Below are 25,271 nucleotides of genomic sequence, written 5' to 3'. Positions count from 1 at the left end.
CTGGCATGCAGGTGGAGCTACGCAAGGCTATCGACGAAGCTTTCGTTCAGGCACGACAAGAACTGCGTGCCAGCCGCAGTGCCGAAGCGATGGTCTGGCTGGAGCGGGCGCACATCCTTACTCAGCGTCGCCCATGGCTGCATGCACGTTCACATTGGTTGATGCTGCGGGCCGGCTGGCAACAAGGGGATATGCGTGAGGTGTTGGGGCAAATGCCGCGCATCCTGGCGGCGCTGCTGTTCTCGCGTATCTGGGTGCCCACCGGCAATACCGGGCGGGCGCGGGTCAGTGCGTTTCAACCCATGCCGATAAGCGAGGAGCTGCGCCGCCTGTTGGAGTAGGGTTGGACAAGCGCACCTGCCGTTTCCGGTGCGCATGGCGAATCGCAGGAGGCTCGGATTGCATTCGGGCTACCGACTGCGCAAACCAGAGTGGGTGGAACAACGGACTCTGTGGGAGGGGCTTCAGCCGCGACAATCGCCGCTGAAGCGCCTCCCACAAGATATGCCGGTCAGATTCAACGCTTGAGCGTTTTCACGCCTTCGGCAGTGCCGAGCAGCAGCAGGTCTGCCGGGCGAGCGGCGAACAGGCCATTGGTGACCACGCCGACGATGGCATTGATATCCGCTTCCAGCTTGACCGGGTCGGTGATCGACAGGTTGTGCACGTCGAGGATGACGTTGCCGTTGTCGGTCAGCACGCCTTCGCGGTACACCGGGTCGCCGCCCAGTTTCACCAGCTCGCGCGCCACATGGCTGCGCGCCATCGGAATGACTTCCACCGGCAGCGGGAAGGCGCCCAGCACCGGCACCAGCTTGCTGGCGTCGGCGATGCAGATGAAGGTCTTGGCCACGGCGGCAACGATCTTCTCGCGAGTCAGCGCCGCGCCGCCGCCTTTGATCAGGTGCAGACGCTCGTCGCTCTCGTCGGCGCCGTCGACATAGAACTCCAGCTCGGCGGTGCTGTTGAGGTCGTAGACCGGGATGCCATGGCCCTTCAGGCGTGCGGCTGTGGCTTCGGAGCTGGCGACGGCGCCATCGAAGTCCATCTTGTGCTTGGCCAGCGCGTCGATGAAGAAGTTGGCGGTGGAGCCGGTGCCGACGCCGACGATGCTCTTGCTGTCGAGGCGCGGGAGAATGTGGTCGACGGCGGCCTGGGCCACGGCCTGTTTCAGCTGATCCTGGTTCATCGCGGGAGAATGCCTGGGAAGGTGTAGGAAGTAGGCGCGAATTATAGCCGCAAGTGACGTGCTGACGGGGCAGAACCCACGTGTTTCGTATGGTCGTCCAGCGCGGCGCTGGGGTAGACTCGGCAGTCCCTCAAAGCCCGAACGCCTGCGAAATCGCCATGCTCGAACAGTACGTGAAGAAGATCCTCACCTCGCGCGTCTATGACGTCGCGGTGGAAACCCCGCTGCAACCCGCCCGTCAGCTCAGTGAGCGGCTGGGCAGCCAGATTCTGCTCAAGCGTGAAGATCTGCAGCCGGTGTACTCGTTCAAGATTCGCGGCGCTTACAACAAGCTGGCGCAACTCTCGCCCGACGAGCTGGCGCGCGGCGTGGTCACTGCTTCGGCCGGCAACCACGCGCAGGGCCTGGCCCTGGCGGCCAAGCATCTGGGGGTGAAGGCGACCATCGTCATGCCACGCACCACGCCTGAGCTGAAAGTGCAGGGCGTTCGCTCGCGTGGCGGCAAGGTGGTGCTGCACGGCGACGCCTTCCCCGAGGCGCTGGCGCATTCGCTGAAGCTGGTTGAAGAGAAGGGCTACACCTACATTCACCCGTACGACGATCCGTTGGTTATCGCCGGCCAGGGCACTGTGGCCATGGAGGTGCTGCGTCAGCATCAGGGCCATATCGATGCCATCTTCGTGCCCGTCGGTGGCGGCGGTTTGATCGCCGGCATCGCGGCGTACGTCAAATACCTGCGGCCAGAGATCAAGGTGATCGGCGTAGAACCGGACGACTCCAACTGCCTGCAGCAGGCGATGACGGCTGGCGAGCGCGTGGTGCTGCCGAGCGTCGGTCTGTTCGCCGACGGCGTGGCGGTGGCGCAGATCGGCCAGCACACCTTCGACATCTGCAAGGATCACGTCGACGAAGTGATCACCGTCAGCACCGATGAGATCTGTGCGGCGATCAAGGACATCTACGACGATACCCGTTCGATCACCGAGCCGGCAGGCGCGCTGGCCGTGGCTGGGATCAAGAAGTACGTCGAGCGTCAGGGCGCCAACGGTGAAGTGCTGGTGGGCATCGATTCCGGCGCCAACGTCAACTTCGACCGCCTGCGCCATGTGGCCGAGCGCGCCGAGCTGGGCGAGAAGCGCGAGGCGATCATCGCCGTGACCATTCCCGAGCAGCCAGGCAGCTTCAAGGCCTTTTGCGAGGCGGTGGGCAAGCGCCAGATCACCGAATTCAACTATCGCTATCACACCGATCGCGAAGCGCACATCTTCGTCGGCGTGCAGACCCACCCGGAAAACGACCCGCGCCAGGCGCTGGTCGAAGGGCTGCGCGCGCAGGGCTTTCCGGTGCTGGACCTGACCGATAACGAACTGGCCAAGTTGCATATCCGCCATATGGTCGGTGGCCATGCCGCCGGTGTCGGTGACGAGATGGTGCTGCGTTTCGAATTTCCCGAGCGGCCGGGTGCGCTGTTCAACTTCCTGCAGAAACTGGGCGGGCGCTGGAACATCTCGATGTTCCATTACCGCAATCACGGCGCTGCCGATGGTCGCGTACTGGCAGCGTTGCAGGTGCCGGCGGACGAACGTCATCTGGTGCCGGCGGCGTTGGACGCCATCGGTTACCCCTACTGGGATGAGAGCGAAAATCCCGCCTATAGCCTGTTTCTGGGCTGAGCACTGCCTTCGAACCGCAGGGCGGGTGTAGCCCGCCAGTGCGCGCTGGCGGGTTGCTCCCGCCCTACGTAATCGCCTGACAACAAAGGAAGCCTCGATGGAGCATTATCTGCTGGTTCGCATCCTCCACAGCGCCCCGGGCGTGTTGCTGCTGCTCGGCCTGATCGCCCATGGCGTCATGCTGTTCAAGGCGCAGCGCGGTGGCGATGCCGCCGTGCTGGCGCGCAAGCTGCGCGTGACCCTGCTGTTCAGCTTCCCGGCATTCGCCGTGCTGGCGCTGAGCCTGCCGGTCACCGGCTACTGGCTGGTGGACACCGTCGGCTGGCCGCTGGGGCAGACCTGGCTGTTGCTGGGCAGCATTCTCTATGCGCTGATGATGCTGCTGGGTTTGCTGCTGGCCGGTCGTCTGGCGGTCTGGCGTGCGCTGGGCGATACGCCGGCGTCGACGGCGCTGAAGCGTCTGTGCCTGATCTATGCCGGGCTGATTCTGGTGCTGCTGATCGCCATCATGGCGTTGATGGGCGCCAAGCCTGCTTAAACGCAGGGTTATTGCTGACTTGTAGGAGCGGCTTCAGCCGCGATTGCCGCGATGACAGGTTTCGCGGCTGAAGCCGCTCCTACCACTGCGTGTTCAGGGCATTAACGAGGTGGGCGCACCCTACTTCATCTCAGCGCAGTGAAATCACCGGCCAGCCGCGTTCGGTGGCGGTGGCGCGCAGCACCTCGTCCGGGTCGACCGCCACCGGATTGGCCACGGCCTCCAGCAGCGGCAGGTCATTGCGCGAGTCGCTGTAGAAGTAGGCGCCATCGAGGTTGTACCCCGTCTCTGCCAACCACTCGTTCAGGCGCGTCACCTTGCCGCCCTGGTAGCATGGCGTGCCGGCGATCTGCCCGGTATAACGGCCGTCCTGCATGCCGCATTCGGTAGCGATCAACGTTTCCACGCCCAGGCGCTCGGCAATGGGCGCAGTGACGAAGCGGTTGGTGGCGGTGATGATCACCAGCTTGTCGCCAGCGGCGCGGTGCTCGGCCAGCAGTGCCTCGCCCTTGGCCAGGATGATCGGCTCGATCACCTCGGCCATGAACTCGCGGTGCCACTGCGCCAGTTGCGCCATTTCACTGCGACCCAGAATGGCCTGGCTGAAATTCTGGTAGGCCACCACGTCCAGTTTGCCGGCGCAGTAGTCGGCATAGAAGGCATCGTTGCGCGCCAGGTACTCGGCCGCGTCGACCAGGCCGCGCTGGCAGACGAATTCGCCCCAGCTGTGATCGCTGTCGCCAGCCAGCAGGGTGTTGTCGAGATCGAAAAGGGCCAAGCGCACGGTTCGTTACCTGTTCTGTAGAAAGGGAAGGCGCGCCAGAATAGCTGCTTTGCCGGGGCTTTCAAACAGCGCCTAAACCCGCGTTGCTGCTGCCGCCGGCTTTGTGGAACAATGCCGGAACTTGCGTGTACGAGGTTGCTTGCCGTGATCGATTCTGATGGTTTCCGCCCGAATGTCGGCATCATCCTGACCAATGATGTCGGCCAGGTGCTCTGGGCCAGGCGTATCAACCAGGATGCGTGGCAGTTTCCCCAGGGTGGCATCAATGATCGTGAATCGCCGGAAGAGGCGCTTTACCGTGAACTGAATGAAGAGGTCGGGCTCGAAGAGCAGGATGTGACGATCCTCGCCTGTACCCGCGGCTGGTTGCGTTATCGTTTGCCGCAGCGTCTGGTGCGCACGCACAGCCAGCCGCTGTGCATCGGACAGAAGCAGAAGTGGTTTCTGCTGCGCCTGACGGGGGCGGAAGACCGTGTACGCATGGATCTGACCGGCAAGCCCGAATTCGATGGCTGGCGCTGGGTCAGCTACTGGTACCCTCTGGGCCAGGTGGTCACATTCAAGCGCGAGGTCTACCGCCGTGCGCTCAAGGAACTTGCCCCGCGCCTGATAGTGCGCGACTGATACGGACCCCAATCGAGCATGCTCAATACGCTGCGCAAGATCGTCCAGGAAGTAAACGCCGCCAAGGATCTCAAGGCGGCGCTGTCGATCATCGTGCAGCGGGTCAAGGAAGCGATGGGCAGCCAGGTCTGCTCGGTCTACCTGCTCGATCCGGAAACCAATCGCTTCGTGCTGATGGCCACCGACGGTCTCAACAAGCGCTCCATCGGCAAGGTCAGCATGGCGCCCAGCGAAGGTCTGGTTGGCCTGGTCGGTAGCCGTGAAGAACCGCTGAACCTCGAAGACGCCGCCAGCCATCCCCGCTACCGCTACTTCGCCGAGACCGGCGAGGAACGCTATGCCTCCTTCCTCGGTGCGCCGATCATCCACCACCGGCGGGTGATGGGCGTTCTGGTGGTGCAGCAGAAGGAGCGCCGCCAGTTCGACGAAGGCGAGGAAGCCTTCCTGGTCACCATGAGCGCGCAGCTCGCTGGCGTTATCGCCCATGCCGAGGCGACCGGTTCGATTCGGGGGCTCGGTCGCCAGGGCAAGGGCGTGCAGGAGGCCAAATTCGTCGGCGTGCCGGGTGCGCCGGGGGCAGCGGTCGGTACCGCTGTCGTGGTGCTGCCCCCGGCCGATTTGAATGTAGTTCCAGACCGCAGTGTCGATGACATCGCTGCCGAGCTGGAGCTGTTCGACAAGGCGCTCGGCTGGGTGCGCGAGGACATGCAGGAGCTGTCCGAGAAGCTCGCCACTCAGCTACGCAAGGAAGAGCGCGCGCTGTTTGACGTCTACCTGATGATGCTGGAGGACGCCGCACTGGGTAACGAGGTGCGCAAGGTCATCCGTACCGGCCAGTGGGCACAGGGCGCCTTGCGCCAGGTGGTGCTCGACCACGTCAATCGTTTCGAGCTGATGGATGACGCTTACCTGCGCGAGCGCGCCTCCGACGTGCGCGACCTCGGCCGGCGCCTGCTCGCCTACCTGCAGGAAGAACGCAAGACCACGCTGGTCTACCCGGATAACACCATCCTGGTCAGCGAGGAGCTGTCGCCGGCGATGCTCGGCGAAGTGCCCGAGGGCAAGCTGGTCGGCCTGATTTCGGTGACCGGCTCGGGCAACTCCCACGTGGCGATCTTCGCCCGCGCCATGGGTATTCCCACGGTCATGGGTGTGGTCGACCTGCCGTACTCGAAGATCGACGGCATCAAGCTGATCGTCGACGGCTACCACGGCGAAGTCTTCACCAACCCCAGCGAGCTTCTGAGCAAGCAGTACGCGGAGGTGGTCGAGGAGGAGCGTCAGCTCACCGAAGGGCTCGACGCCCTGCGCGCGCTGCCCTGCGAGACCCTCGACGGCCACCGCATGCCGCTGTGGGTCAATACCGGCCTGCTCGCCGACGTGGCGCGTGCTCAGCAGCGTGGCGCCGAGGGTGTCGGCCTGTACCGCACCGAAGTGCCGTTCATGATCAACGAGCGCTTCCCCAGCGAGAAGGAACAGCTCGCCACCTATCGCGAGCAGTTGCAGGCTTTCCACCCGCTGCCGGTGACCATGCGCACCCTGGATATCGGCGGCGACAAGTCGCTGTCCTACTTTCCGATCAAGGAAGAAAACCCCTTCCTGGGTTGGCGCGGCATTCGCGTGACCCTTGATCATCCGGAAATCTTTCTTGTGCAGACCCGCGCCATGCTCAAGGCCAGCGAGGGGCTGAACAACTTGCGCATCCTGCTGCCGATGATTTCCGGCACGCAGGAGCTGGAAGAGGCGCTGCACCTGATTCACCGTGCCTGGGGCGAGGTGCGTGACGAGGGCACCGATGTGCCGCTGCCGCCTATCGGCGTGATGATCGAGATCCCGGCAGCCGTTTATCAGACTCGTGAACTGGCGCGTCAGGTGGACTTCCTCTCGGTCGGCTCCAATGACCTGACCCAATACCTGCTGGCGGTCGACCGCAACAACCCGCGCGTGGCGGATCTCTACGACTTCCTCCACCCGGCGGTGCTGCAGGCCTTGCAGAAGGTGGTCAACGACGCGCATCTCGAAGGCAAGCCGGTGAGCATCTGCGGCGAGATGGCCGGTGACCCGGCGGCTGCCGTGTTGCTGCTGGCGATGGGCTTCGATTCGCTGTCGATGAACGCCACCAACCTGCCCAAGGTGAAATGGCTGCTGCGTCAGATCACCCAGAGCAAGGCCAAGGAACTGCTCGGCCAGGTGATGACCATGGACAACCCGCACCTGATCGACAGCACCCTGCACCTGGCACTGCGCAACCTGGGGCTGGGTCGGGTGATCAATCCGGCGTCCAATATCCAGGCCTGACAAGCGGCTGCAAGAGCGTTTTGTAGCCCGGATGCAATCCGGGACAACGGCGCTCTCCATTCCCGGATTGCATCCGGGCTACCCGCGCAAGGTGACCTCGCCCAATAGGGCTCCCTGCGGACCGAAGCTGCGCTCGGTGATATTCCAGCGCCCATCCCGGCCAAGGTTCAGCACCGTGCTGGCGCGGGTGCCATAGGTGGCTGTGGTAATGAAAATACTCGACAGTACGCGCTCCGTCGCCAGCCCGACGCCGGTGTCCGGTAGCAGGTGATCGGCCGGAAGGCTCCTGTCGCTCAGCAGCTCCAGTAGCGCTTCATCCTCGCGCTCGACGCTATCGCTCAGGGCATTTCTGGCGCGTAGCAGTTTCGGCCAAGGCGTGTCGAGGCTGGCGTTGGACATGCCGTAAATGCCGCTCTGCAATTGCCGAGGCAGGCCTTCCTGGGAGTTGAAATGCCAGAGCTGATGGCGGTCGCCCAAAAGCAGGTTGAAGCCGGCATGCTCTTCTGCGTCGCGCATGATCCTGTCGAGATAGGCAGGTGCCGAGTCCTGGCCCAGCAGGTAGTCGGCCGTCAGCGCGCCGCGTGAGCGAGGGCCGGCCTTTTGCTGCGGGTCGCGGATATTGGTCAGTGCCGCGAAGCGACCTTGCGCGGTAACGCCGAGCCAGGTGCCCCCAGCCTGCAGATCACGACCGGCGAATACGCCAGGTGCATCCGACCATTCACTCAGTGCTGCGCTGGGGCGCGCGTAAAATTCGTCGCGATTGGCCGCCAGGCGCAGCACTGTCGGGCTTTCGGGCTGCCAGGCGAAGACGATCAGGCACATGCGCATTCCTCCACTGACGGAGTCTGGCAGGCTAGCGAGCTGAGCCCGGTGCGGCAACCGTTCCGTCGATCCGTGTGCCGTTGAGGGGGCATTTCCGCTACCATGCCGCTTTGTTTTTTGGGGGGTGTCGATGGAGCTGCTGCTCTACCTGGTGCTGGGTTCGGCTGCCGGTGTGCTGGCGGGTCTGTTCGGCGTGGGCGGCGGTCTGATCATCGTGCCGGTGCTGGTGCTGAGCTTCACCGCACAGGGTATGGCAACGGAAATCCTCACTCACCTTGCAGTGGGAACGTCCCTGGCGACCATCGTCTTTACCTCGATCAATTCGCTGCTCGAGCACCATCGCAAGGGCGCGGTGCGCTGGCCACTGTTTCGCTGGTTGACCCTGGGCATTGTGCTTGGTGCAGCGCTGGGGGCTATGACCGCGTCGCTGATCCAGGGGGCCTTGCTGCAGAAGATCATCGGTACGTTCGCCATCATCGTTGCCGCGCAGATGGCGCTGGACCTGAAACCCAACGCCAGTCTCGGTGTCCCAGGCAAGCCGACGCTGACGGTAGCCGGCGGGGTGATCGGCTGGGCGTCGGCGATCTTCGGGATTGGCGGTGGTTCGCTTACCGTGCCTTTTCTGGTCTGGCGCAGCGTGCCGATCCAGCAAGCGGTGGCAACTTCGGCGGCTTGTGGTTTGCCGATTGCCATCGCCGGTGCGCTGAGTTTCATGGTTACCGGCTGGGGGAATCCGAGTCTGCCGCAATGGAGCGTCGGTTTCGTGTATCTCCCGGCATTGCTGGGGATAGCCCTGACCAGCATGTTCTTTGCCCGTTTTGGTGCGCGCCTGGCTCATCGCCTGTCGCCACTGTTGCTCAAGCGTCTGTTCGCCCTGCTGCTGTTCAGCGTGGGCCTGAGTTTTTTCATCTAAGGAGTCCTGGATGCTGCCTTATCCGCAGATCGACCCGGTGGCCATCGCCCTCGGTCCCCTGAAAATCCATTGGTACGGCCTGATGTATCTGGTCGGTATCGGCGGTGCCTGGTGGCTGGCCTCGCGCCGGCTTGAGCGTTTCGACGCGACCTGGAACAAGGAGAAGCTTTCCGATCTGGTGTTCTGGGTGGCCATGGGGGTGATTCTCGGCGGGCGCCTGGGCTACGTATTTTTCTATGATTTTGCCGCCTATATCGCCGAACCGGCGAAGATCCTGCGGGTTTGGGAGGGCGGCATGTCCTTCCATGGCGGCCTGATCGGGGTGATGCTGGCGACCTGGTGGTTCGGCAAGCGCAACGGCAAGAGCTTCTTCGAACTGATGGACTTCATCGCGCCACTGGTGCCGATTGGCCTGGGTGCTGGGCGCATTGGCAACTTCATCAATGCCGAGCTGTGGGGCAAGGCCACCGACGTGCCCTGGGCAATGATCTTCCCCACCGACCCGCAGCAACTGGCGCGCCACCCGTCGCAGCTGTACCAGTTCGCCCTGGAAGGCGTCGCGCTGTTCACCATCCTCTGGTTCTATTCGCGCAAACCGCGTCCGACCATGGCCGTTTCCGGCATGTTCGCCGCTTGCTACGGTGTATTCCGCTTCATCGTCGAATTCGTTCGCGTGCCGGACGCCCAACTTGGCTACCTGGCCTGGGGCTGGTTGACCATGGGGCAGGTCCTCTGCATACCGATGATTCTCGCCGGCCTGGGCCTGATCGCCTACGCCTACAAGCGCCAGCCCGTACAAGGAGCCGTCTGATGAAACAGTACCTCGACCTGATGCGCCACGTGCGTGAGCGCGGCACCTTCAAGGAAGACCGCACCGGCACCGGCACCTACAGCGTGTTCGGCTACCAGATGCGCTTCGACCTGGCCGATGGCTTCCCCATCGTTACCACCAAGAAGTGCCACCTGCGCTCGATCATTCACGAGCTGCTGTGGTTCCTGCAGGGCGACACCAACATCAAGTACCTCAAGGAAAATGGCGTCAGCATCTGGGACGAGTGGGCCGACGAGAACGGCGACCTCGGCCCGGTCTACGGCTACCAGTGGCGCAGCTGGCCGGCGCCCAATGGCGAGTCCATCGACCAGATCGCCAAGCTGATCGAGATGATCAAGAAGAACCCGGACTCGCGCCGCCTGATCGTCTCGGCCTGGAACCCGGCGCTGGTCGAGCAGATGGCGCTGCCGCCGTGCCACGCGCTGTTCCAGTTCTACGTGGCGGACGGCAAGCTCAGCTGCCAGCTCTACCAGCGCTCGGCGGACATTTTCCTCGGCGTGCCCTTCAACATCGCCAGCTACGCGCTGCTGACGCTGATGGTGGCGCAGGTCTGCGACCTGCAACCGGGCGAGTTCATCTGGACTGGCGGAGACTGCCACCTGTACGCCAACCACATCGAACAAACCGACTTGCAACTCACCCGCCAGCCGCTGCCGCTGCCGACCATGAAGCTCAACCCTGGGGTGAAGGACCTGCTGGCCTTCAAGTTCGAGGATTTCGAGCTGGTCGGTTACGAGGCCCATCCGCATATCAAGGCGCCGGTCGCGGTCTGAGATAGACCCGCAGGCAGGGGCAATTTGCTACCCTTTTCCCTCAACGAGTGAAAAGGGAGTCCCCCGTGAGCCGAATCGCACTGGCCCTGCTGCTGGTCTGCAGTTGTTTGACGAGTCATGCCGACACCTCGCCGCTGCGGGTCGGCATCACCGAAGTGCCGCCGTTCGTGATCAAGCGTGACGACGGCAGCTGGAGCGGCATCAGCATCGATCTGTGGAATGCCATCGCCGAGAAGAATGGCTATGCCTTCCAGTACGAGCCGATGCCCTTCGACAGCCTGCTCGACAGCCTCGAGCAGAGCAAGGTCGACGTCGTGGTCGGTGCGATGACCATGACCCCCGAGCGCGAGGCGCGCTTCGACTTCACCCATCCGTTCTACTTCACCGGCCTCGCCATCGCGGTGCCGGCAACCGCCTCGGCGGGCTGGTGGACGACCTTCAAGAGGCTGTTCTCCTGGCGTTTCATCAGCGTGGTGCTGGGGCTGGCTGCGGTTCTGATGCTGGTGGGGGCCTTGATCTGGTTCTTCGAACGACGGCGTAACCGCGAGCAGTTCCCCGAGGAGCCTATGCGCGGGCTGGGCGATGGTTTCTGGTGGGCTGCAGTGACCATGACCACCGTTGGCTACGGTGACAAGTCACCGGTGACGCTGGGGGGACGGCTGGTCGCGGTGGTGTGGATGTTCGCCGCGTTGATCATGGTCTCGACCTTCACTGCGGCGATGACCACGGCCCTGACTGTGAGCAATCTACAGGGCACCATCCAGGGCCCTGGCGACCTGCAAGGCGCCCACGTCGCCAGCGTGCAGCGCACAGCCAGCTCGCACTGGCTGCAGGAGCGGCGTATTCGCCAGAGCGACTATCCGAACCTGACCAAGGCGCTACTGGCCGTACAGCAGGGGGAGGCCGATGCCATCGTCTACGACAAACCTATCCTGCAGTACCGCAACCGCGAGCTGGTCGGCGTGCGCCTGCAGGTGTTGCCCGGAACCTTCGAGAACCAGAGCTACGGATTCCTGGTGCGCAGCGGCAGTCCGCTGCGGGAGCCGATCAGCCGGGCGGTACTGGGCATCATGGATGATCCACAATGGCCGCGAACGGTGAGCGACTACCTGGGCGAGGAACTCTGAGTCGGGTGGCTGTTCAAGCGTCGCTTGCGGCTTGGTCTTCAGCGAGAAGCGTTGCGCGATCTCATCGATGAATTCGCGCGGCCCGCTGATTGCCCATGCCAGCCAGTTGTCCCTCTTCAGCCTCCGCTCATCCAGGCCCGGTGCAGACTGCCTTCAGGGTGGGCCGGGCTGCGTTCCGCGCTAGCCCGCTGGTTGCATGGAGAGGTCGCTGCGCAGGCGTTCCACCTGTTCGGCACGCTCGGCGTCTTCCAAACGTGCGAACGAGTTCAGTGACGACCATTCGGGATGCGCGCGTGCCACGTTCAGTGGTACTGGCAGCTTGCCCTGGCGCCACAGGGTTTCCTGCGGGGCGCCGAGGGTGATGGCGTCCATCGCGGCGTGTCCGCGTACGTCCAAGGCGGCCAGCAGCTGCTGCTGACGCAGGGCGAGAAGGCGCAGCACGGCATCGTCGATGGTCAGCTCGCGCTGGCCTTTCAATTTTCCTTTCAGCCTTTCTCCGTAATTGCGCAGGGTCTGCGCGCTGCCGCCGATCACGGCGCCCAGTGCAGCGGCGGCGCCCAGGGTGAGGCCGCCGACCAGCAGGTCGACACCGACGCCAGTGGCGGCGCCGGCCGCCATGCCGCCGCCGACCTTGATGCCCAGCTGCTTCAGCGTTTCCGGGTTGAACAGGTCGTCGCCCCAGCGGCCATCGAGCAGCGGCAGGTCGGCCGCCTTGGCATCGGCGCTGCGGAAGGCGTACAGGCGCAATAGGGCCTCGACGCAACGTTGCTCGCGTTGGCGAATCGCATCGCGTAGCTCGGTAATGGCGCCCTGTTCCAGCACCGGCTGGGCGGCGACGCTGCGGCGGCAGGCGGCGCAGTCGATCAGCAGTTCGGCGATCAGGCGGTTGCCGGCCTGGCGACGGGCCAGGCGCTGCGCTTCATGATCCTCGATCAGTCGTTGCAGCTGCGGGCGTGAACGCTCCAGCAGCAGGGCCAGGCTTTCGTACAGACGGCGTTCTCCATCTTCGGCTGGCGCCACGCTGTCGAACGCCACCAGCGCATGCAGACCAAGGCGGGCCAGGGCTTCGCGCCACTCGCTTTCACGATGGCTGGCGCTGGCGACGAAGTTGAGCACCGGCAGCAAGGGTCTGCCGCACATGTTGAGCACCGCCAGTTCGTCTCGATACTTGGCCAGCACTGGCTCGCGCACGTCGATCACGTACAGCCCGGCGTCGGAGGCCATGAGCTGGCGCAGTACCTTGGCTTCCTGTTCGTAGCGCTGGCGGGCTTCGCTGCCTTCGAGAAAACGCGCCAGACGTGCCGGGCCGTCCAGCCGCTCGCCGGGGCGGTCGAGGCGCTCCAGGTAGTCGAGCAGGGCGATGGCATCCTCCAGGCCAGGGGTGTCGTACAGCTCCAGCAACGCCTGGCCATCTACCGACAGGCGCGCACCCTCGACATGGCGCGTGGTGCTGGCGCGCGGTGAGACTTCGCCGAACTCCACGTCACGGGTCAGAGTGCGCAGCAGCGAGGTCTTGCCGACGTTGGTGTGGCCGACCAGGGCGAGCTTCAGTGGTTGGCTCATGGTGCAGACCCCGACGCTGTGTTCCCGGATTGCATCCGGGCTACGGCAGTTGGGAAGCGTAGGGTGGATGACGCTTCACCCATCCACCGGGGAGGATGGTGGATGAGAAAAGCGTCATCCACCCTACGGCGAACGCGTTCAGTCATGTCCTGTCTCCAACCAGCTCAGCGGCGCCGTATCGTCATGCTGCAGCCCCAGGCTGGCGATTGCCTGGTGCCAGTCCGCCAGGCGTGCGCTGTCCAGGCTTTCACCTGGGGCGGGCGGTAGCAGCCAGATGCGTGTGGCACTCGCGCAACGCGCCAGTTCGCCGAGCAGCGCCAGGGTGCCGCGATCCGGCGAGCGGCGCGGGTCGCAGGCGATGCCCAGGCGCTCGGGCGGGAAGCGGGTCAGTTGTTCGAGCAACTGGCGGCGTTGTTCGCGGCTGTCGACCACACCGGCATCCGCCACACCCTTTGGCAGCGGCATCGGCGGCCAGGGGCGCCGCTCATCCAGTTCGATGCCGAGCAGCAGCGCGCCACTGCCGGCTTGGGCGCTGGCGCCGCCTTGCGGCTGATGCAGGGCGGCGGGGGGCAGGTCGCAGATGCCGAGACGCTCGCTGTCCGGTTGCAGGCGCTGGCGCAGCAGGCTGTAGCCCGGCAGGTCGAGATCCAGGCGCAGCGCGCCTTTTCCGGATTGCCAGCGCCACAGGCACAGCAGCGCCAGCAGCAGGCGTGGCAGCAGGCCGTAGACCAGCACCACGCCGACCAGCCAGCCAGCCCAGCTCTGCCGGGCTGCTTCACTGGCGATGGCGGCGTCGCCACTGGCGCGGATGACGTCGATATCCGGCAGGCTGAAGCCGAGCAGGGCGGGTAGGGCGCCGATGGCTTGGGTCAGGGCGATGAAGGTGTCGCCAGCGAGAATGGTGGTTTCCCAGACGAAGCCGTAGCGACGCGTGGCGAGCAGCAACAGCAGGGTGACCAGTGCCGCGAGCATGGCCAGCGTCCACAGGCCGTTGACCATCAGACCCAGGCCCCAGCGGGTCAGGCGCTGGCGTTGCAGCATCAGCAGCAGGGCCGGGGCCAGTTGCGCGGCGCTGGCATCGCGCGCCAGTTTTTCACTGAGCCACAGCCACAGGCGACCGAGCGCGCCAGGGTGGTCGCGGGTCAGCAGCAGGCCCAGCAGCCAGCCAAGCAGCATCAGCAGGTTGAGCCCGAGGAGGCTGCCCAGCGCCCAGAATACGTTGACGGGTTGGCGCCCGTCACCCAACGCGGCCAGCGCCAGACCGAAGCCGCTGAGCAGGGCCAACAGCGCCAGCAGCAGACCGGCCAGGCGTGCGCCCTGCAGCCAGTGCAGCAGCGCCTGCCACTGACCATCTCGACGGGCCAGATGCAGGGCGCGATGCTGGATGCGCTCGGCCAGGTCAACCTGCTCGGCACGGGCCAGGCGATTGGCTTCGGCGTCTTCGAGCGGGCCGGCGTGTTCCTCGCGCAGGCGAATGGTCTCGCTGAGCCAGAGGCGTTGGAAGGGCGTTGGGGAGGAGGCGTCTGTCACGCGGCGTCTCGTCGTTCGGATCAGGGGTTGAGGATAACCCCTGATCCGCCTCGGTGCGAATCAGCGCTGCTGGCGCACGCGCACGGCGATGTCCGGTTGGTCGATGAACAGGCCGTCGATGCCGGTGGCGAGGAAGGCACGCAGCTCGGCGTCGATGTCGCCGCGATTGCTTGGTACGTCGCCACTGCGCAGGCTGGTGGGCAGGAAGGCGTTCTCGGCGCGGAAGGTATAAGGGTGCACCTTGAGCCCGGCAGCATGAGCGTCACGTACCAGGCTGGTCGGCGCGGTGAGGTTACCGGCGGCATCACGCGGGATGATCATGCCTTTCTCCGGGCCTATTCCGGCGGCGTAACGCGCGATATTTTGCAGGCCTTCAGGGGTGATCATCTGTTGATAGCCAAGGTCGCTGCCCAGTACCTGCTGGTCGAAGGGTTGGCCCTCTATCCACAGCAACTGCACCAGGCGGATTGAGGTCAGTTTGCTCAGTGTCTTGAGGTTATCCACTTCGAAGGACTGGATGAAAACGGGCGCGTCGGCACTGTCATAGCCGTTGCGTTCGAGCACCGCCAGCAGCGGTTTTTCCATGGCCAGGTCGAGTTGCTGGAAGTGGGTGGGGTGCTTGGTTTCCGGGTACAACCCGATGGTTCGTTGCTGGAGCGCTTCCAGCCGTTTCACCAGATCGATGATCTCTTGCAAGGTAGGAATCTCGAACTGGCCATCGAAGCGGGTATTGCCCGGCCGTTGCTGCGGGATGCGCTCGATGGCGCGCAGGGTTTTCAGCTCGGCCAGGGTGAAGTCTTCGCTGAACCAGCCTTCCAGGCTGCGTCCGTCGACGCTCTGGGTGCGTTTGCGGTCAGCGAACTCGGGGCGCTGCGCCACATCGGTGGTCAGCCCCAGTTCATTGTCGTGACGGGCGACCAGTTGGCCGTCGCGGATCATCACCAGGTCGGGCTCGATGTAGTCGGCGCCTTGCAAGGCGGCCAGCGCGTAGGCGGCCAGGGTGTGCTCAGGCGCGTAACCACTGGCGCCCCGGTGGGCGATCACCAGTGGAGCCTTGGTGTCCCGGGTCTGGGGTTGCTTGGCGCTGGGTTGCTGCTGGGCCCAATCAATGGCGGCCTGGACGTTGTCCAGAGCCGGGCTGGCGAAGACCGACAGTGGCAGCAGTGTGACGCCCAATATCCAGGCGGAGAGTGATTTCGACATGACGCTAGCTCCTTGCTCGTAAGTTCAGCCGCTAGCCTGCTACGGCGAATGTGACGATACGACGACAGCGTTGCTTCGGCCACGGGTGGGCTGCGAGGCCGCTGGGTGCTCTGTTATGCTCGCGGCCATGAAAACGACTCTACCTCTTTCCCTGATCGCCGCGCTCGCGCACAACCGCGTGATTGGTCGCGACAACCAGCTGCCCTGGCATCTGCCAGCAGACCTCAAGCACTTCAAGGCACTGACGCTCGGCAAGCCGATCATCATGGGGCGCAAGACCTGGGATTCGCTCGGTCGGCCGTTGCCCGGCCGGCTCAATATCGTGGTCAGCCGCCAGGCGGGCCTGGCCCTGGAAGGGGCCGAGGTATTCGCGACGCTGGAAGAGGCCATCGAACGAGCCGACGCCTGGGCGCGTGAAGAGAATGCCGAGGAACTGATGCTGATCGGCGGCGCGCAGCTCTATGAGCTGGGCCTGGCCCAGGCTGATCGCCTGTACCTGACGCGTGTCGGCCTCGACCCCGAAGGCGATGCCTTCTTTCCCGAGGTCGACGAGGCTACATGGCGCATGACCTCCAGCGTCGAGCACCCGGCTTCACCCGAGACACCGTTCTACGCCTTCGAAGTGTGGGAGCGCCGCGGCGCATAACCCTACCGAGCTTTCCGGCCATCTCTGCCGCCAGATTTCCCAGCGCGCGGTGATGGCCACTGCCTTGCCTCTGCCGTAATTTTCTTTCGTGCATCCTGATGCAGGTTTTTACATGTCTGAGCAATCGCCCGACGACGAGCAACTGAACGCCGTCGCAGCACTCTTCGTGCGCCATCCACTCTGGGAAGATGCGCTGGCCCTGCTGTTCGGCACCGCTCTGGTGGCGCTGGGCATCGCCTTCTACGCCCATGCGGGGTTGTTGACGGGTGGCACTGTCGGCATCGCCTTTCTGGCCAACTACCAGGCTGGTTGGTCGTTCGGTCTGGTGTTCTGTCTGGTCAATCTGCCGTTCTATCTGCTCGGCATCTGGCGCATGGGCTGGGGTTTCACCTTGCGCACGGGCTGCGCGGTATTGCTGGTTTCGCTGCTGGCGGAGCTGACGCCGCAGTGGGTCGCCTTCGCCCACCTCAGCGCCGTGTATGCCGCGCTGTTCGGTGGTGCCGCCATGGGGCTGGGTTTGCTCATGCTGTTCCGTCACCGTGCCAGCCTGGGTGGGGTGAACATTCTTGCGCTGTACATGCAGGAGCGCTTCGGTTTCCGTGCGGGTGCCGTGCAGATGGCCATCGACGCGAGCATCGTGCTGGCGGCGATCTTCGTGGTGTCGCCAGACAAGGTGCTGCTCTCGGTGCTGGGGGCGGTGATGCTCAATCTGGTGCTGGCGATCAATCACCGGGCGGATCGCTACGTCGGCGTCAGTTGAGCCCATGAACGAACGAGGAGCTGCCTCGCTGGAGGCAGCCCCTCGTCGTTTTTCGCGGGCGCGAGAATCAGATCACTTCGGTGAACTGGATGATCTCGACCCAGTAGCCGTCCGGGTCCTTGATGAAGGCGATGTCGCGCATGCGGCCGTCGGTCAGGCGCTTCTGGAAGTCCACACCGAGGTCTTCGAAGCGCTGGCAGGCCGCCTTGATGTCCGGTACCGACACGCACAGGTGACCGAAGCCACGCGGGTCGCTGTTGCCGCTGTGGTAGGAAAATTCCGGGTCTTTCTCGGTGCCGTAGTTGTAGGTCAGCTCCAGCACGCCGGGAATCGACTTGCGCCACTGATGGCGGACAGCCGGGTCAGCCGGGATTTGTGACTTGTCGTTGATCAAGGCGAGGAAGTACAGACTGAACTCGGCGTCGGGGAAGTCCTTCTTCTCCAGCAAGGTGAAGCCCAGCACGCGGGTGTAGAAATCCAGGGATTTCTGCAGATCCTTCACGCGGATCATGGTGTGGTTGTAGACGAAGTCGGCAGTGGCGACGTCGGGTTTGGCGGTCACGCCGGCAATGGCGTTGAGCTCGTCGAGGGTCATGGGGTTCTCCATCAGGCGGGGAAAAGGCTGTACCAGCTTAGATGGACGCGGTGGGCGCATTTTTCAAGGGTGTGGGGTGAGCCTTTGCCAGCCCTGACCAAGCAACGATGCAGGGGGCGTTTGTAGGAGCGGCTTCAGCCGCGATTGGCCTGAGGGCGCGAAGCATCGCGGCTGAAACGGAATGCCGCCCAGCCGCTCCTACGGTTCGTGTCAGTGCGTAGGGTGGAGAACGCTGTTTTTGTCCACCATGGGTTGGCAGGCGGTGGACGGATGAAGCGTCGTCCACCCTACGGTTGGCTTCAAACCTGCAGCGTGATCAGCTCGGCCCGGACCGTCTGGTCGTCGATATGCAGGATGCCCACGCCGATGGGCAGCTTGAACCGTCGTGGTCCGGCGCTGCCCGGGTTGAGGTAGAGCACGCCGTTGCGCTCTTCGTGCAGCGGCTTATGCGAGTGACCGGCGATTACTACGTCGATGTTCTGCTCAGCCGGGTCGATATCCAGCTGCTTGAGGTCGTGCAGCACATGCAGGGTGATGGCGCCGAAGCGTAGCGTCAGGCGCTCGGGGATGGCGTTTGCCCAACTGTCCTGATCATTGTTGCCGCGTACCACGGACAGCGGCGCGATGCGCTCCAGCTCGGCCAGGATGTGCGGCCCGCCGATATCGCCGGCATGGATCAGATGATCGACGCCCCGCAACAGAGCTAGCGCCTCGGGACGCAGCAGATTGTGAGTGTCAGCGATCAGGCCGATACGCATGATGGGCTCCTGAGCATGGATGCAGGAGCCAGCTTGCTGGCGATCCGCGTCAGATGCAAAACCTTCCGTCAACAAAAAGCCCGGCAAACCAGGCCGGGCTTTTGCTGTAGCAACGTTGACGAATCAGCCGTCCAGCATGGCCTTGTTGCGCACCGCGCCCTTGTCGGCGCTGGTGGCGAGCAGGGCGTAGGCCTTGAGTGCCGTAGTCACCTTGCGGGTGCGCGGTGCGGCTGGCTTCCAGCCTTTCTTGTCCTGCTCGGCGCGGCGGGTGGCCAGTTCGTCATCGCTCACCAGCAGGTTGATGCTGCGGTTGGGGATGTCGATCAGTACTTTGTCTCCGTCCTGCACCAGGCCGATGGCGCCGCCCGCGGCAGCTTCCGGCGAGGCGTGGCCGATGGACAGGCCGCTGGTGCCACCGGAGAAACGACCGTCGGTGAGCAGGGCACAGGCTTTGCCCAGGCCTTTGGATTTCAGGTAGCTGGTCGGATAGAGCATTTCCTGCATGCCCGGGCCGCCTTTCGGGCCTTCATAGCGGATGATGACGATGTCACCTTCCTTCACTTCGTCGGCGAGGATGCCCTTGACTGCGCTGTCCTGGCTCTCGAAGACCTTGGCGGTGCCTTCGAAGACGTGGATCGACTCGTCGACGCCGGCAGTCTTCACCACACAGCCATCGAGGGCGATGTTGCCGTACAGCACCGCAAGTCCACCCTCTTGGGAATAAGCGTGCTCGACGCTACGAATACAACCATTCTCGCGGTCGTCATCCAGGCTGTCCCAGCGGGTGCTCTGGCTGAACGCGGTCTGGCTGGGGATTCCGGCCGGGCCTGCCTTGAAGAAGTGATGAACCGCCTCGTCCTGGGTCTGGGTGATGTCCCATTGGGCGATGGCTTCGGCCATGTTCGGGCTGTGCACGGTGTGGGCGTCGGTGTGCAGCAGGCCGCCACGTGCCAGCTCGCCGAGAATGGAGAAGATGCCGCCGGCGCGGTGCACGTCTTCCATGTGGTACTTCTGAATGTTCGGCGCGACTTTGCACAGCTGCGGCACCTTGCGCGACAGGCGATCGATGTCGCGCAGGTCGAAGGCGATCTCCGCTTCCTGGGCAGCAGCCAGCAAGTGCAGGATGGTGTTGGTCGAGCCGCCCATGGCGATGTCCAGGGTCATCGCGTTTTCGAACGCCTTGAAGTTGGCGACGTTGCGCGGCAGCACCGACTCGTCGCCTTCGCCGTAGTAGCGTTGGCAGAGTTCGACGGCCAGGCGACCCGCGCGCAGGAACAGCTGTTCACGATCGCTGTGGGTGGCCAGGGTCGAACCGTTGCCTGGCAGCGCCAGACCCAGGGCTTCGACCAGGCAGTTCATCGAGTTGGCGGTGAACATGCCGGAGCAGCTGCCGCAGGTCGGGCAGGCGCTGCGCTCGTACTCGGCGACCTTCTCGTCGGAGGCGCTGGAGTCGGCGGCAATCACCATCGCATCGACCAGATCCAGGCCGTGGCTAGCCAGCTTGGTCTTGCCGGCTTCCATCGGCCCGCCGGAGACGAACACAACCGGGATGTTCAGGCGCAGGGCGGCCATCAGCATGCCGGGGGTGATCTTGTCGCAGTTGCTGATGCAGACGATGGCGTCGGCGCAGTGGGCGTTGACCATGTACTCCACGGAGTCGGCGATGATCTCGCGGCTCGGCAGCGAATAGAGCATGCCGTCGTGGCCCATGGCGATGCCGTCGTCGACGGCGATGGTGTTGAATTCCTTGGCCACGCCGCCGTGCTTCTCGATCTCGCGGGCGACCAGTTGACCCAGGTCCTTCAGGTGCACGTGGCCGGGCACGAACTGGGTGAAGGAGTTGGCGATGGCGATGATCGGTTTCTTGAAGTCTTCGTCCTTCATCCCGGTGGCACGCCACAGGGCGCGGGCGCCGGCCATGTTGCGGCCGTGGGTGGAGGTCTTCGAGCGGTAGTCAGGCATGACGATGATCCTGCGGCTAATTCGGTTATGTAGGCGGTGAGCGTCGTGGGCGGCAGGTCACCGCGTGTCGTGGGCTGCATGACGAGACGGGATCACCGTTCGCGCAGCCAGGGCTCACAGGCCCGCCGGAGGATGCCTGGCGGGAAATACGTCGATTCTACGCCGCAGCAGGCGCCAGGGGAAAGGCTGCTGACAGTCACCATCCTTGGTGATCCGTCAGATTCAGGGTGGAGGGGTAATGCAGCGATCAATTGTCTCGCGACGCTCCGTCAAGGCCTTCTGGTAGCCGGATGCCTCTATCGGCGATTCGATAGAGTTCGTCCGGGTTGAGTGAGGGAGTACTCGCCTCGCTATCAGGGTCGCTTTGAATGGCGGCGAGAATATCGGTGTAGGCCCGAGGTATTTCTGCCACCGGGTTGCTTGGCTGGCCCTGGGATTGGCCGCTGATGGTCAGGGTGCCGTCTATGAAGGTAATGGCGTAGTTGCCGGAGGTCAGGCCATTAGTGCTGATAGCATAACTGCCGTTATTGATTGCACCCTGTGCGCTACCACCGTAGACCAGCGTGCCACCAAGCACGCCGGCGTCCTCGCCATTGACGAAGCCGCTGTAGCTGACGCCGTTGCCGCCAGTGAAGGCGAGACCATCGTACGTCTTGCTGGCGTCGTTGGCGATGACGCTGAGCGCGGCCTTGTCGATGGTCAGTGTGCCATCGACGAACATCAGGTTGTAGTTGACGTCCGTGCCACTGGCGCTATGGGTGTAGCTGCCGGCATTGATGCCAGCGCCGCCGGTGGTGCTGATACCGCTGAGCACGGTTGCCGTTTCACCGTTGACCAAACCGCTGGCGGTGAAGCCGGTAATGCTCTGCTGTTGGCCGTTGTAGGTCACCTGACCGCTATTGGCGGTGATGGTAGCTTGGGCCTTACCGACATTCAGGCTACCTGTGGTGTAGCTGATGGCGTAGTTGTCGGCGCTCAGGCCGCTGACGCTGAGGTCATAGTTGCCGGCGTTGACCGCACCCTGTGCGCTACCACCGTAGACCAGCGTGCCACCAAGCACGCCGGCGTCCTCGCCATTGACGAAGCCGCTGTAGCTGACGCCGTTGCCGCCAGTGAAGGCGAGGCCATCGTACGTCTTGCTGGCGTCGTTGGCGGTGACGGTGAGTGCGGCCTTGTCGATGGTCAGGGTGGTATCGGCGTAGCTGACGTCGTAGCCCTGCTGGCCCGAATACAGCCCGTCCAGGCTGAGACCACCATCGGTGGTGCTGTAGCTGCCGGCATTCTGCGAGGCGCTGGAGTAGGTCAGGCTACCAAGCAGCAGATCATCATCCAGGGTAGTGCCAAGATCCGTTGTATAGCCACTGGTGCCGCTGCTCTGGCCATCGTAGGTTTTATTGCCGATGTCCGTCGCCGTGATGGTCACGCTTTGCATGAAACTGCGCAGCAGCGGTGCAGTTTGCCCTTCATAGATCCTCCACACTGCATTGCTGCCGCCGCTGGTGGCCAGGTTCCAGGTGGCATAGTTGGAGGCGTCGCGTAACGCCGTGCTGTCCAGGCCGTGTAGATTCTCCACGGTCGCAGATCCACCAATGGTGCCCGCGCCGGGGCCGCTGAAGGTATCGGTATTCCAGAACGAGTCCACTACGCGTCCGGTTCCTATATCGCCTACCAAACCCCCTACGGACGTCACTCCGCTCACGCCACCGGTGGCGTAGGTGTATTCGATCAAGCCGCCGGCATACCCGGCCAGACCGCCTACATACTGTGTGCCTTGCACCTGGCCGGTGGCATAGGCGTTGCGGATGGTTCCGGTGTTGGTACCTATGAGACCACCGGAAAATATGACCCCGTTGACGTTGCCCGTGGCATAGGAGTTTTCCACCAGGCCCCAGTTTTCACCGGTCAGTCCACCTACGACGTTCTCCGCGCCGCTGACATTGCCGGTGGCATAACTGTTGCGAATGATGCCGTTGTCCCGGTTGCGTGCCACCAAGCCACCAGCTCCTCGCTCAGTGGCGCTAATGGTGACGTTGGTATGGAGGTCGCTCAGTATGCCGCCGTAGTTGATGCCTACCAGGCTGGCAGCATTGGACCCGCCATGAACGCTGCCACCCACCATTCCCAGGTCGTGAATCTGCGCCCCAGCTGCTGTCTGCCCGATCAGTGCCACTTCGCTTTCGTTTGCACGATTTATCCTGAGGTCGCGAATCAGGTGGCCTTGGCCATCCAGCGAGCCGGTAAAGGGAGTGCTGGAGTTGCCCACCGGTTTGAACCCTGCCGCTCCCCAGACGTCGCCGTAGTAGCCATTGCCGCCTGCTGTCAGTGCCTCACCGAGATTCAGGTCGGTACCCAGGCGGTAGTTGGCCGACAGATTCAGTACCATCAGTTGCAGGGCGTGGGGCGTGAAGAGGGTCGTCGAGTACTCGCCGCGCAGCATGGGCCGCGTATCGCCCTCGAACATCACCCAGGTATCGGTGAAGTCGAAGCCGGCGTAGGTGGCTTGGGTGCGGGCGTTGGTGGAGTCGATGCCAGTGCCGGCGGCACTGCTTGCTTGGCCGGTCGAATCCATATCCCAGTAGCTGTTGGTGACCGTAGCGCCGGAGCCATCAACATTTCCCACCAGCCCTCCAGTACCGGTCACTCGGCCGCTGGCGTAAGCATTGGTCAATGTGGTGCCCTGCACGGTACTGCCGATCAGCCCACCGATGGCACTCCCCGTACCGGTCACCGCTCCCGTTGCATAGGCGTCCGTGACCGAGGCGGCACGATTGCGACCGATCAAGCCACCCACCTCACTCGCCCCGCTGACCGTAGCTGTAGAGGAGGACTGGCTGACGACGCCCTGATCGCTCCAGCCCACCAGCCCGCCGACCCTATCGCCCTGCGCAGATACTTGCCCGGTGACATGGGTATTGGTCAGGCTGGCAGCGTTACTGCTCAGCCGTGCTACCAGGGCACCCACGGTGGCGGCGCCAGTGACGGAGATATTGGACAGGGTCAGATCGCGGATGGTGGCTTCAGTCAGGCCGAACAGACCGACAGTCGACTCGTTCGGACGGTTGATGAGCAGGCTGTCGATGGTGTGCCCGAGGCCGGCGAAAGTGCCGTTGAAGCCATCGATAGGAGCAAAGCCTGCTCCAGCATTCCAGGTGCTGGTCGCAGCGGCATCGAGGTCAATGGCGAGCGCATAGTGGCCGCTTCCCGAGATTCCTTGCAGGGCGCCGAGGTCGCGAATCAGGGTGTAGTCGATGCCACCGAGATTCAGTCCGGCATTGCCTCCGGATAGGGTAATGCGGGCGCCCTGGTTCAGGCTGTAACCATTGCCATAGGCCAACACCAGCGCTGCATTGTCGCCGCTGGCGGTGATGTCCTTGTTGACGTTTATGCGGCCGTGGGCATCGAGCGTCAGCGTGGTATCCGCGCTCCAGCTCACGGCAGCATTGACGTTGATGTCGCCGTTTTCGCTGCCTCCCGCCACGGTCTGTAGCGTGACGCTGGTGTTCTGCAGGTTGGTGCTGAGGGTGGTGGCGCCGATGCCGCTGGTGGTCTGGCTGGCACCGCCAGCGCTGACGGTGAAGTCGGTCGGGTCGATCAGCCAGGTGCCGGTTTGCCCGGTCGTGGCCTTGGTGGTGACGGTCGTGCCTTCGGCGATCTGCACATGGGCGCCGCTGGTGTCGATAAAGCCGCCATTGCCGCCATCCGCCGCGCTGGCATCCAGGGTGCCGGCGACCTGTACCGTGCCGCCGTCGAAGTCGCCGAGCAGGACGATCCTGCCTTCTTTCTCGCCCAGGGTGCGGGCCTGGATTACCCCGTCGTTGTTGACCACCGTCTGCAGCAGGGCATCGGCCGCGCTGGCGGTCAGGATGACGTTGCCGCCATCGGCCTGGATCAACTGACGATTTTCCACCAGTGCGTCCTTCACGGCCTCGTCGACCTGCACGTTGAGCAGACCGTCACCCGCGAAATCGAGGGTGACGGCATTACCAGCGGCCAGGGCCACCGTGCCCTGGTTGGCGATGATCACGCCGTTGTTGCTTACCGCGCCACCGAGCAGGGCGACGCTGCCGCCGTCGGCGGCGGTGATGCGCCCATCGTTGATGATCGAAGCGTTGCTGCCGTCGCCCTTGAAGGCATAGTTGCCTGCTTCGAAATCGCTCACTGAAAGATCCAGCGTGGAGGCGACCAGACCGCCTACGTTGACCTGCGCCCCGGCGCCGAAAAGCACCCCGTTGGGATTGATGATGAACACCCGGCCATTGGCGTCGAGCTGGCCCATGATTTTCGAGCCGTCGGTGCCGAGCACCCGGTTGAGGGCGATCGAGTCGGTGCCGGGCTGGTTGAAGGTCACCTTGTTGCCGGTGCCGATGTTGAAGCTCTGCCAGTCGATGGCCAGCTTGTTGCTGGCCTGATCGATGACCATCTGCTGGCCGTTGGGCTGGCTGATGCTGCCGTTGCCGGAGACCACCTGGCCGCCAGTGGGCAGGTCGGCGGCGAAGGTAGAGCCGGCCAGCACGAGGCTCGCCGCCAATACCGCACCGGCGCCCTTGCCACGTTTGCGGGCGTGTTCATGGGCGACGGCCCAGCTGCCCAGGGCGTGGTTCCAGATTAGAGCGTAGCTGCGGTTCATGGGTGTCCCCTTATCAATCGTCTGGCTGCGGAGTGTTGCGTTTCGGCCTGCGGT

Annotated in this window: 21 protein-coding genes; 11 read left to right on the top strand and 10 right to left on the bottom strand. The window is 63.9% G+C overall.

Going from position 1 to position 25,271, the window contains the following annotated elements; all coding sequences use genetic code 11:
- Positions 1-5 precede the first annotated feature (5 nt).
- Entirely contained in the window at positions 6-341 is a 336-nt protein-coding gene (locus tag GV002_RS20575; RefSeq protein WP_160020105.1) for a DUF3703 domain-containing protein, read from the top strand.
- Between the two features lie 176 nt (positions 342-517).
- On the opposite strand, the gene rpiA is transcribed toward GV002_RS20575, so the two are convergent.
- A complete protein-coding gene (rpiA, locus tag GV002_RS20570; protein WP_017675919.1) occupies positions 518-1,189 on the bottom strand; it encodes a ribose-5-phosphate isomerase RpiA in 672 nt (223 codons plus the stop codon).
- 89 nt (positions 1,190-1,278) lie between these two features.
- On the opposite strand from rpiA, the gene ilvA reads away from it, so the two are divergent.
- Entirely contained in the window at positions 1,279-2,862 is a 1,584-nt protein-coding gene (gene ilvA / locus GV002_RS20565; protein WP_160020104.1) for a threonine ammonia-lyase, biosynthetic, read from the top strand.
- A gap of 97 nt (positions 2,863-2,959) precedes the next feature.
- Positions 2,960-3,400, top strand: a complete 441-nt coding sequence (locus GV002_RS20560) for a DUF2269 family protein (RefSeq protein ID WP_160020103.1) — start codon at positions 2,960-2,962, stop codon at positions 3,398-3,400.
- A 130-nt stretch (positions 3,401-3,530) separates the two neighbouring features.
- Here the strand turns inward: GV002_RS20560 and GV002_RS20555 are convergent, their stop codons facing one another.
- Positions 3,531-4,184 carry an HAD family hydrolase gene (locus GV002_RS20555; RefSeq protein ID WP_160020102.1) on the bottom strand — a complete coding sequence of 218 codons (654 nt, stop codon included), beginning with the start codon at positions 4,182-4,184 and terminating at the stop codon, positions 3,531-3,533.
- A gap of 144 nt (positions 4,185-4,328) precedes the next feature.
- Between GV002_RS20555 and GV002_RS20550 the strand changes: the two genes are divergently transcribed.
- Together GV002_RS20550 and ptsP are read left to right on the top strand one after the other, a co-directional pair.
- The gene (locus GV002_RS20550; RefSeq protein ID WP_160020101.1) at positions 4,329-4,808 is read left to right on the top strand and encodes an RNA pyrophosphohydrolase; all 480 of its coding nucleotides are present in this window, start codon (positions 4,329-4,331) and stop codon (positions 4,806-4,808) included.
- 18 nt (positions 4,809-4,826) lie between these two features.
- Positions 4,827-7,106, top strand: coding sequence for a phosphoenolpyruvate--protein phosphotransferase (gene ptsP / locus GV002_RS20545; RefSeq protein ID WP_160020100.1), 2,280 nt, complete (start codon positions 4,827-4,829; stop codon positions 7,104-7,106).
- A 78-nt stretch (positions 7,107-7,184) separates the two neighbouring features.
- Here ptsP and GV002_RS20540 read toward each other — a convergent pair whose 3' ends face one another.
- Positions 7,185-7,928, bottom strand: a complete 744-nt coding sequence (locus tag GV002_RS20540; RefSeq protein ID WP_160020099.1) for an NRDE family protein — start codon at positions 7,926-7,928, stop codon at positions 7,185-7,187.
- Positions 7,929-8,058: 130 nt separating this feature from the next.
- Here GV002_RS20540 and GV002_RS20535 point away from each other — a divergent pair, with 130 nt between their 5' ends.
- The 4 genes from GV002_RS20535 (at position 8,059) to GV002_RS20520 (ending at position 11,573) form a co-directional block, all read left to right on the top strand.
- Positions 8,059-8,841, top strand: coding sequence for a sulfite exporter TauE/SafE family protein (locus GV002_RS20535; protein ID WP_160020098.1), 783 nt, complete (start codon positions 8,059-8,061; stop codon positions 8,839-8,841).
- A 10-nt stretch (positions 8,842-8,851) separates the two neighbouring features.
- Positions 8,852-9,652, top strand: coding sequence for a prolipoprotein diacylglyceryl transferase (gene lgt, locus GV002_RS20530; RefSeq protein ID WP_160020097.1), 801 nt, complete (start codon positions 8,852-8,854; stop codon positions 9,650-9,652).
- Positions 9,652-10,446 (top strand): thymidylate synthase, encoded by a 795-nt coding sequence (locus GV002_RS20525; protein ID WP_160020096.1) that lies wholly within the window; start codon positions 9,652-9,654, stop codon positions 10,444-10,446. The genes lgt and GV002_RS20525 overlap by 1 nt, the downstream gene beginning before the upstream one ends.
- Before the next feature lie 65 nt (positions 10,447-10,511).
- Positions 10,512-11,573, top strand: a complete 1,062-nt coding sequence (locus GV002_RS20520) for a transporter substrate-binding domain-containing protein (protein WP_256667149.1) — start codon at positions 10,512-10,514, stop codon at positions 11,571-11,573.
- A gap of 180 nt (positions 11,574-11,753) precedes the next feature.
- On the opposite strand, the gene GV002_RS20515 is transcribed toward GV002_RS20520, so the two are convergent.
- From GV002_RS20515 to GV002_RS20505, 3 genes are all read right to left on the bottom strand, one after another.
- Complete coding sequence (locus GV002_RS20515; protein ID WP_160020094.1) at positions 11,754-13,136, bottom strand: GTPase/DUF3482 domain-containing protein; 1,383 nt, start codon at positions 13,134-13,136, stop codon at positions 11,754-11,756.
- 138 nt (positions 13,137-13,274) lie between these two features.
- Complete coding sequence (locus GV002_RS20510) at positions 13,275-14,666, bottom strand: DUF2868 domain-containing protein (RefSeq protein WP_160020093.1); 1,392 nt, start codon at positions 14,664-14,666, stop codon at positions 13,275-13,277.
- A 60-nt stretch (positions 14,667-14,726) separates the two neighbouring features.
- Positions 14,727-15,869 (bottom strand): glycerophosphodiester phosphodiesterase, encoded by a 1,143-nt coding sequence (locus tag GV002_RS20505; protein ID WP_160020092.1) that lies wholly within the window; start codon positions 15,867-15,869, stop codon positions 14,727-14,729.
- A gap of 115 nt (positions 15,870-15,984) precedes the next feature.
- On the opposite strand from GV002_RS20505, the gene GV002_RS20500 reads away from it, so the two are divergent.
- Positions 15,985-16,515 carry a dihydrofolate reductase gene (locus GV002_RS20500; RefSeq protein WP_160020091.1) on the top strand — a complete coding sequence of 177 codons (531 nt, stop codon included), beginning with the start codon at positions 15,985-15,987 and terminating at the stop codon, positions 16,513-16,515.
- Positions 16,516-16,627: 112 nt separating this feature from the next.
- Positions 16,628-17,275 carry a YitT family protein gene (locus GV002_RS20495; RefSeq protein ID WP_046492844.1) on the top strand — a complete coding sequence of 216 codons (648 nt, stop codon included), beginning with the start codon at positions 16,628-16,630 and terminating at the stop codon, positions 17,273-17,275.
- A 67-nt stretch (positions 17,276-17,342) separates the two neighbouring features.
- Here GV002_RS20495 and gloA read toward each other — a convergent pair whose 3' ends face one another.
- The 4 genes from gloA to GV002_RS24210 all read right to left on the bottom strand — a co-directional run bounded on the left by gloA (position 17,343) and on the right by GV002_RS24210 (position 25,217).
- Entirely contained in the window at positions 17,343-17,870 is a 528-nt protein-coding gene (gloA, locus tag GV002_RS20490) for a lactoylglutathione lyase (RefSeq protein WP_160020090.1), read from the bottom strand.
- A 299-nt stretch (positions 17,871-18,169) separates the two neighbouring features.
- The gene (locus tag GV002_RS20485) at positions 18,170-18,628 is read right to left on the bottom strand and encodes a metallophosphoesterase family protein (RefSeq protein ID WP_160020089.1); all 459 of its coding nucleotides are present in this window, start codon (positions 18,626-18,628) and stop codon (positions 18,170-18,172) included.
- A 123-nt stretch (positions 18,629-18,751) separates the two neighbouring features.
- Entirely contained in the window at positions 18,752-20,590 is a 1,839-nt protein-coding gene (gene ilvD / locus GV002_RS20480) for a dihydroxy-acid dehydratase (RefSeq protein WP_160020088.1), read from the bottom strand.
- Positions 20,591-20,837: 247 nt separating this feature from the next.
- The gene (locus GV002_RS24210; RefSeq protein WP_160020087.1) at positions 20,838-25,217 is read right to left on the bottom strand and encodes an MBG domain-containing protein; all 4,380 of its coding nucleotides are present in this window, start codon (positions 25,215-25,217) and stop codon (positions 20,838-20,840) included.
- Between the last annotated feature and the right edge of the window lie 54 nt (positions 25,218-25,271).

This window comes from Pseudomonas sp. 8O, from assembly GCF_902506495.1.
Lineage (GTDB): Bacteria > Pseudomonadota > Gammaproteobacteria > Pseudomonadales > Pseudomonadaceae > Aquipseudomonas > Aquipseudomonas chaetocerotis.
This window is presented reverse-complemented; position numbering and strand designations above follow the sequence as displayed.

What these genes read in the sequence shown, in the direction of transcription:
- GV002_RS20575 (WP_160020105.1), top strand. Translation starts at nt 6, where the DNA reads ATGCAGGTGGAGCTACGCAAGGCTATCGACGAAGCTTTCGTTCAGGCA.
- rpiA (WP_017675919.1), bottom strand. Translation starts at nt 1,189, where the DNA reads ATGAACCAGGATCAGCTGAAACAGGCCGTGGCCCAGGCCGCCGTCGAC.
- ilvA (WP_160020104.1), top strand. Translation starts at nt 1,279, where the DNA reads ATGGTCGTCCAGCGCGGCGCTGGGGTAGACTCGGCAGTCCCTCAAAGC.
- GV002_RS20560 (WP_160020103.1), top strand. Translation starts at nt 2,960, where the DNA reads ATGGAGCATTATCTGCTGGTTCGCATCCTCCACAGCGCCCCGGGCGTG.
- ptsP (WP_160020100.1), top strand. Translation starts at nt 4,827, where the DNA reads ATGCTCAATACGCTGCGCAAGATCGTCCAGGAAGTAAACGCCGCCAAG.
- GV002_RS20540 (WP_160020099.1), bottom strand. Translation starts at nt 7,928, where the DNA reads ATGTGCCTGATCGTCTTCGCCTGGCAGCCCGAAAGCCCGACAGTGCTG.
- GV002_RS20535 (WP_160020098.1), top strand. Translation starts at nt 8,059, where the DNA reads ATGGAGCTGCTGCTCTACCTGGTGCTGGGTTCGGCTGCCGGTGTGCTG.
- lgt (WP_160020097.1), top strand. Translation starts at nt 8,852, where the DNA reads ATGCTGCCTTATCCGCAGATCGACCCGGTGGCCATCGCCCTCGGTCCC.
- GV002_RS20525 (WP_160020096.1), top strand. Translation starts at nt 9,652, where the DNA reads ATGAAACAGTACCTCGACCTGATGCGCCACGTGCGTGAGCGCGGCACC.
- GV002_RS20515 (WP_160020094.1), bottom strand. Translation starts at nt 13,136, where the DNA reads ATGAGCCAACCACTGAAGCTCGCCCTGGTCGGCCACACCAACGTCGGC.
- GV002_RS20505 (WP_160020092.1), bottom strand. Translation starts at nt 15,869, where the DNA reads ATGTCGAAATCACTCTCCGCCTGGATATTGGGCGTCACACTGCTGCCA.
- GV002_RS20500 (WP_160020091.1), top strand. Translation starts at nt 15,985, where the DNA reads ATGCTCGCGGCCATGAAAACGACTCTACCTCTTTCCCTGATCGCCGCG.
- GV002_RS20495 (WP_046492844.1), top strand. Translation starts at nt 16,628, where the DNA reads ATGTCTGAGCAATCGCCCGACGACGAGCAACTGAACGCCGTCGCAGCA.
- gloA (WP_160020090.1), bottom strand. Translation starts at nt 17,870, where the DNA reads ATGACCCTCGACGAGCTCAACGCCATTGCCGGCGTGACCGCCAAACCC.
- GV002_RS20485 (WP_160020089.1), bottom strand. Translation starts at nt 18,628, where the DNA reads ATGCGTATCGGCCTGATCGCTGACACTCACAATCTGCTGCGTCCCGAG.
- ilvD (WP_160020088.1), bottom strand. Translation starts at nt 20,590, where the DNA reads ATGCCTGACTACCGCTCGAAGACCTCCACCCACGGCCGCAACATGGCC.
- GV002_RS24210 (WP_160020087.1), bottom strand. Translation starts at nt 25,217, where the DNA reads ATGAACCGCAGCTACGCTCTAATCTGGAACCACGCCCTGGGCAGCTGG.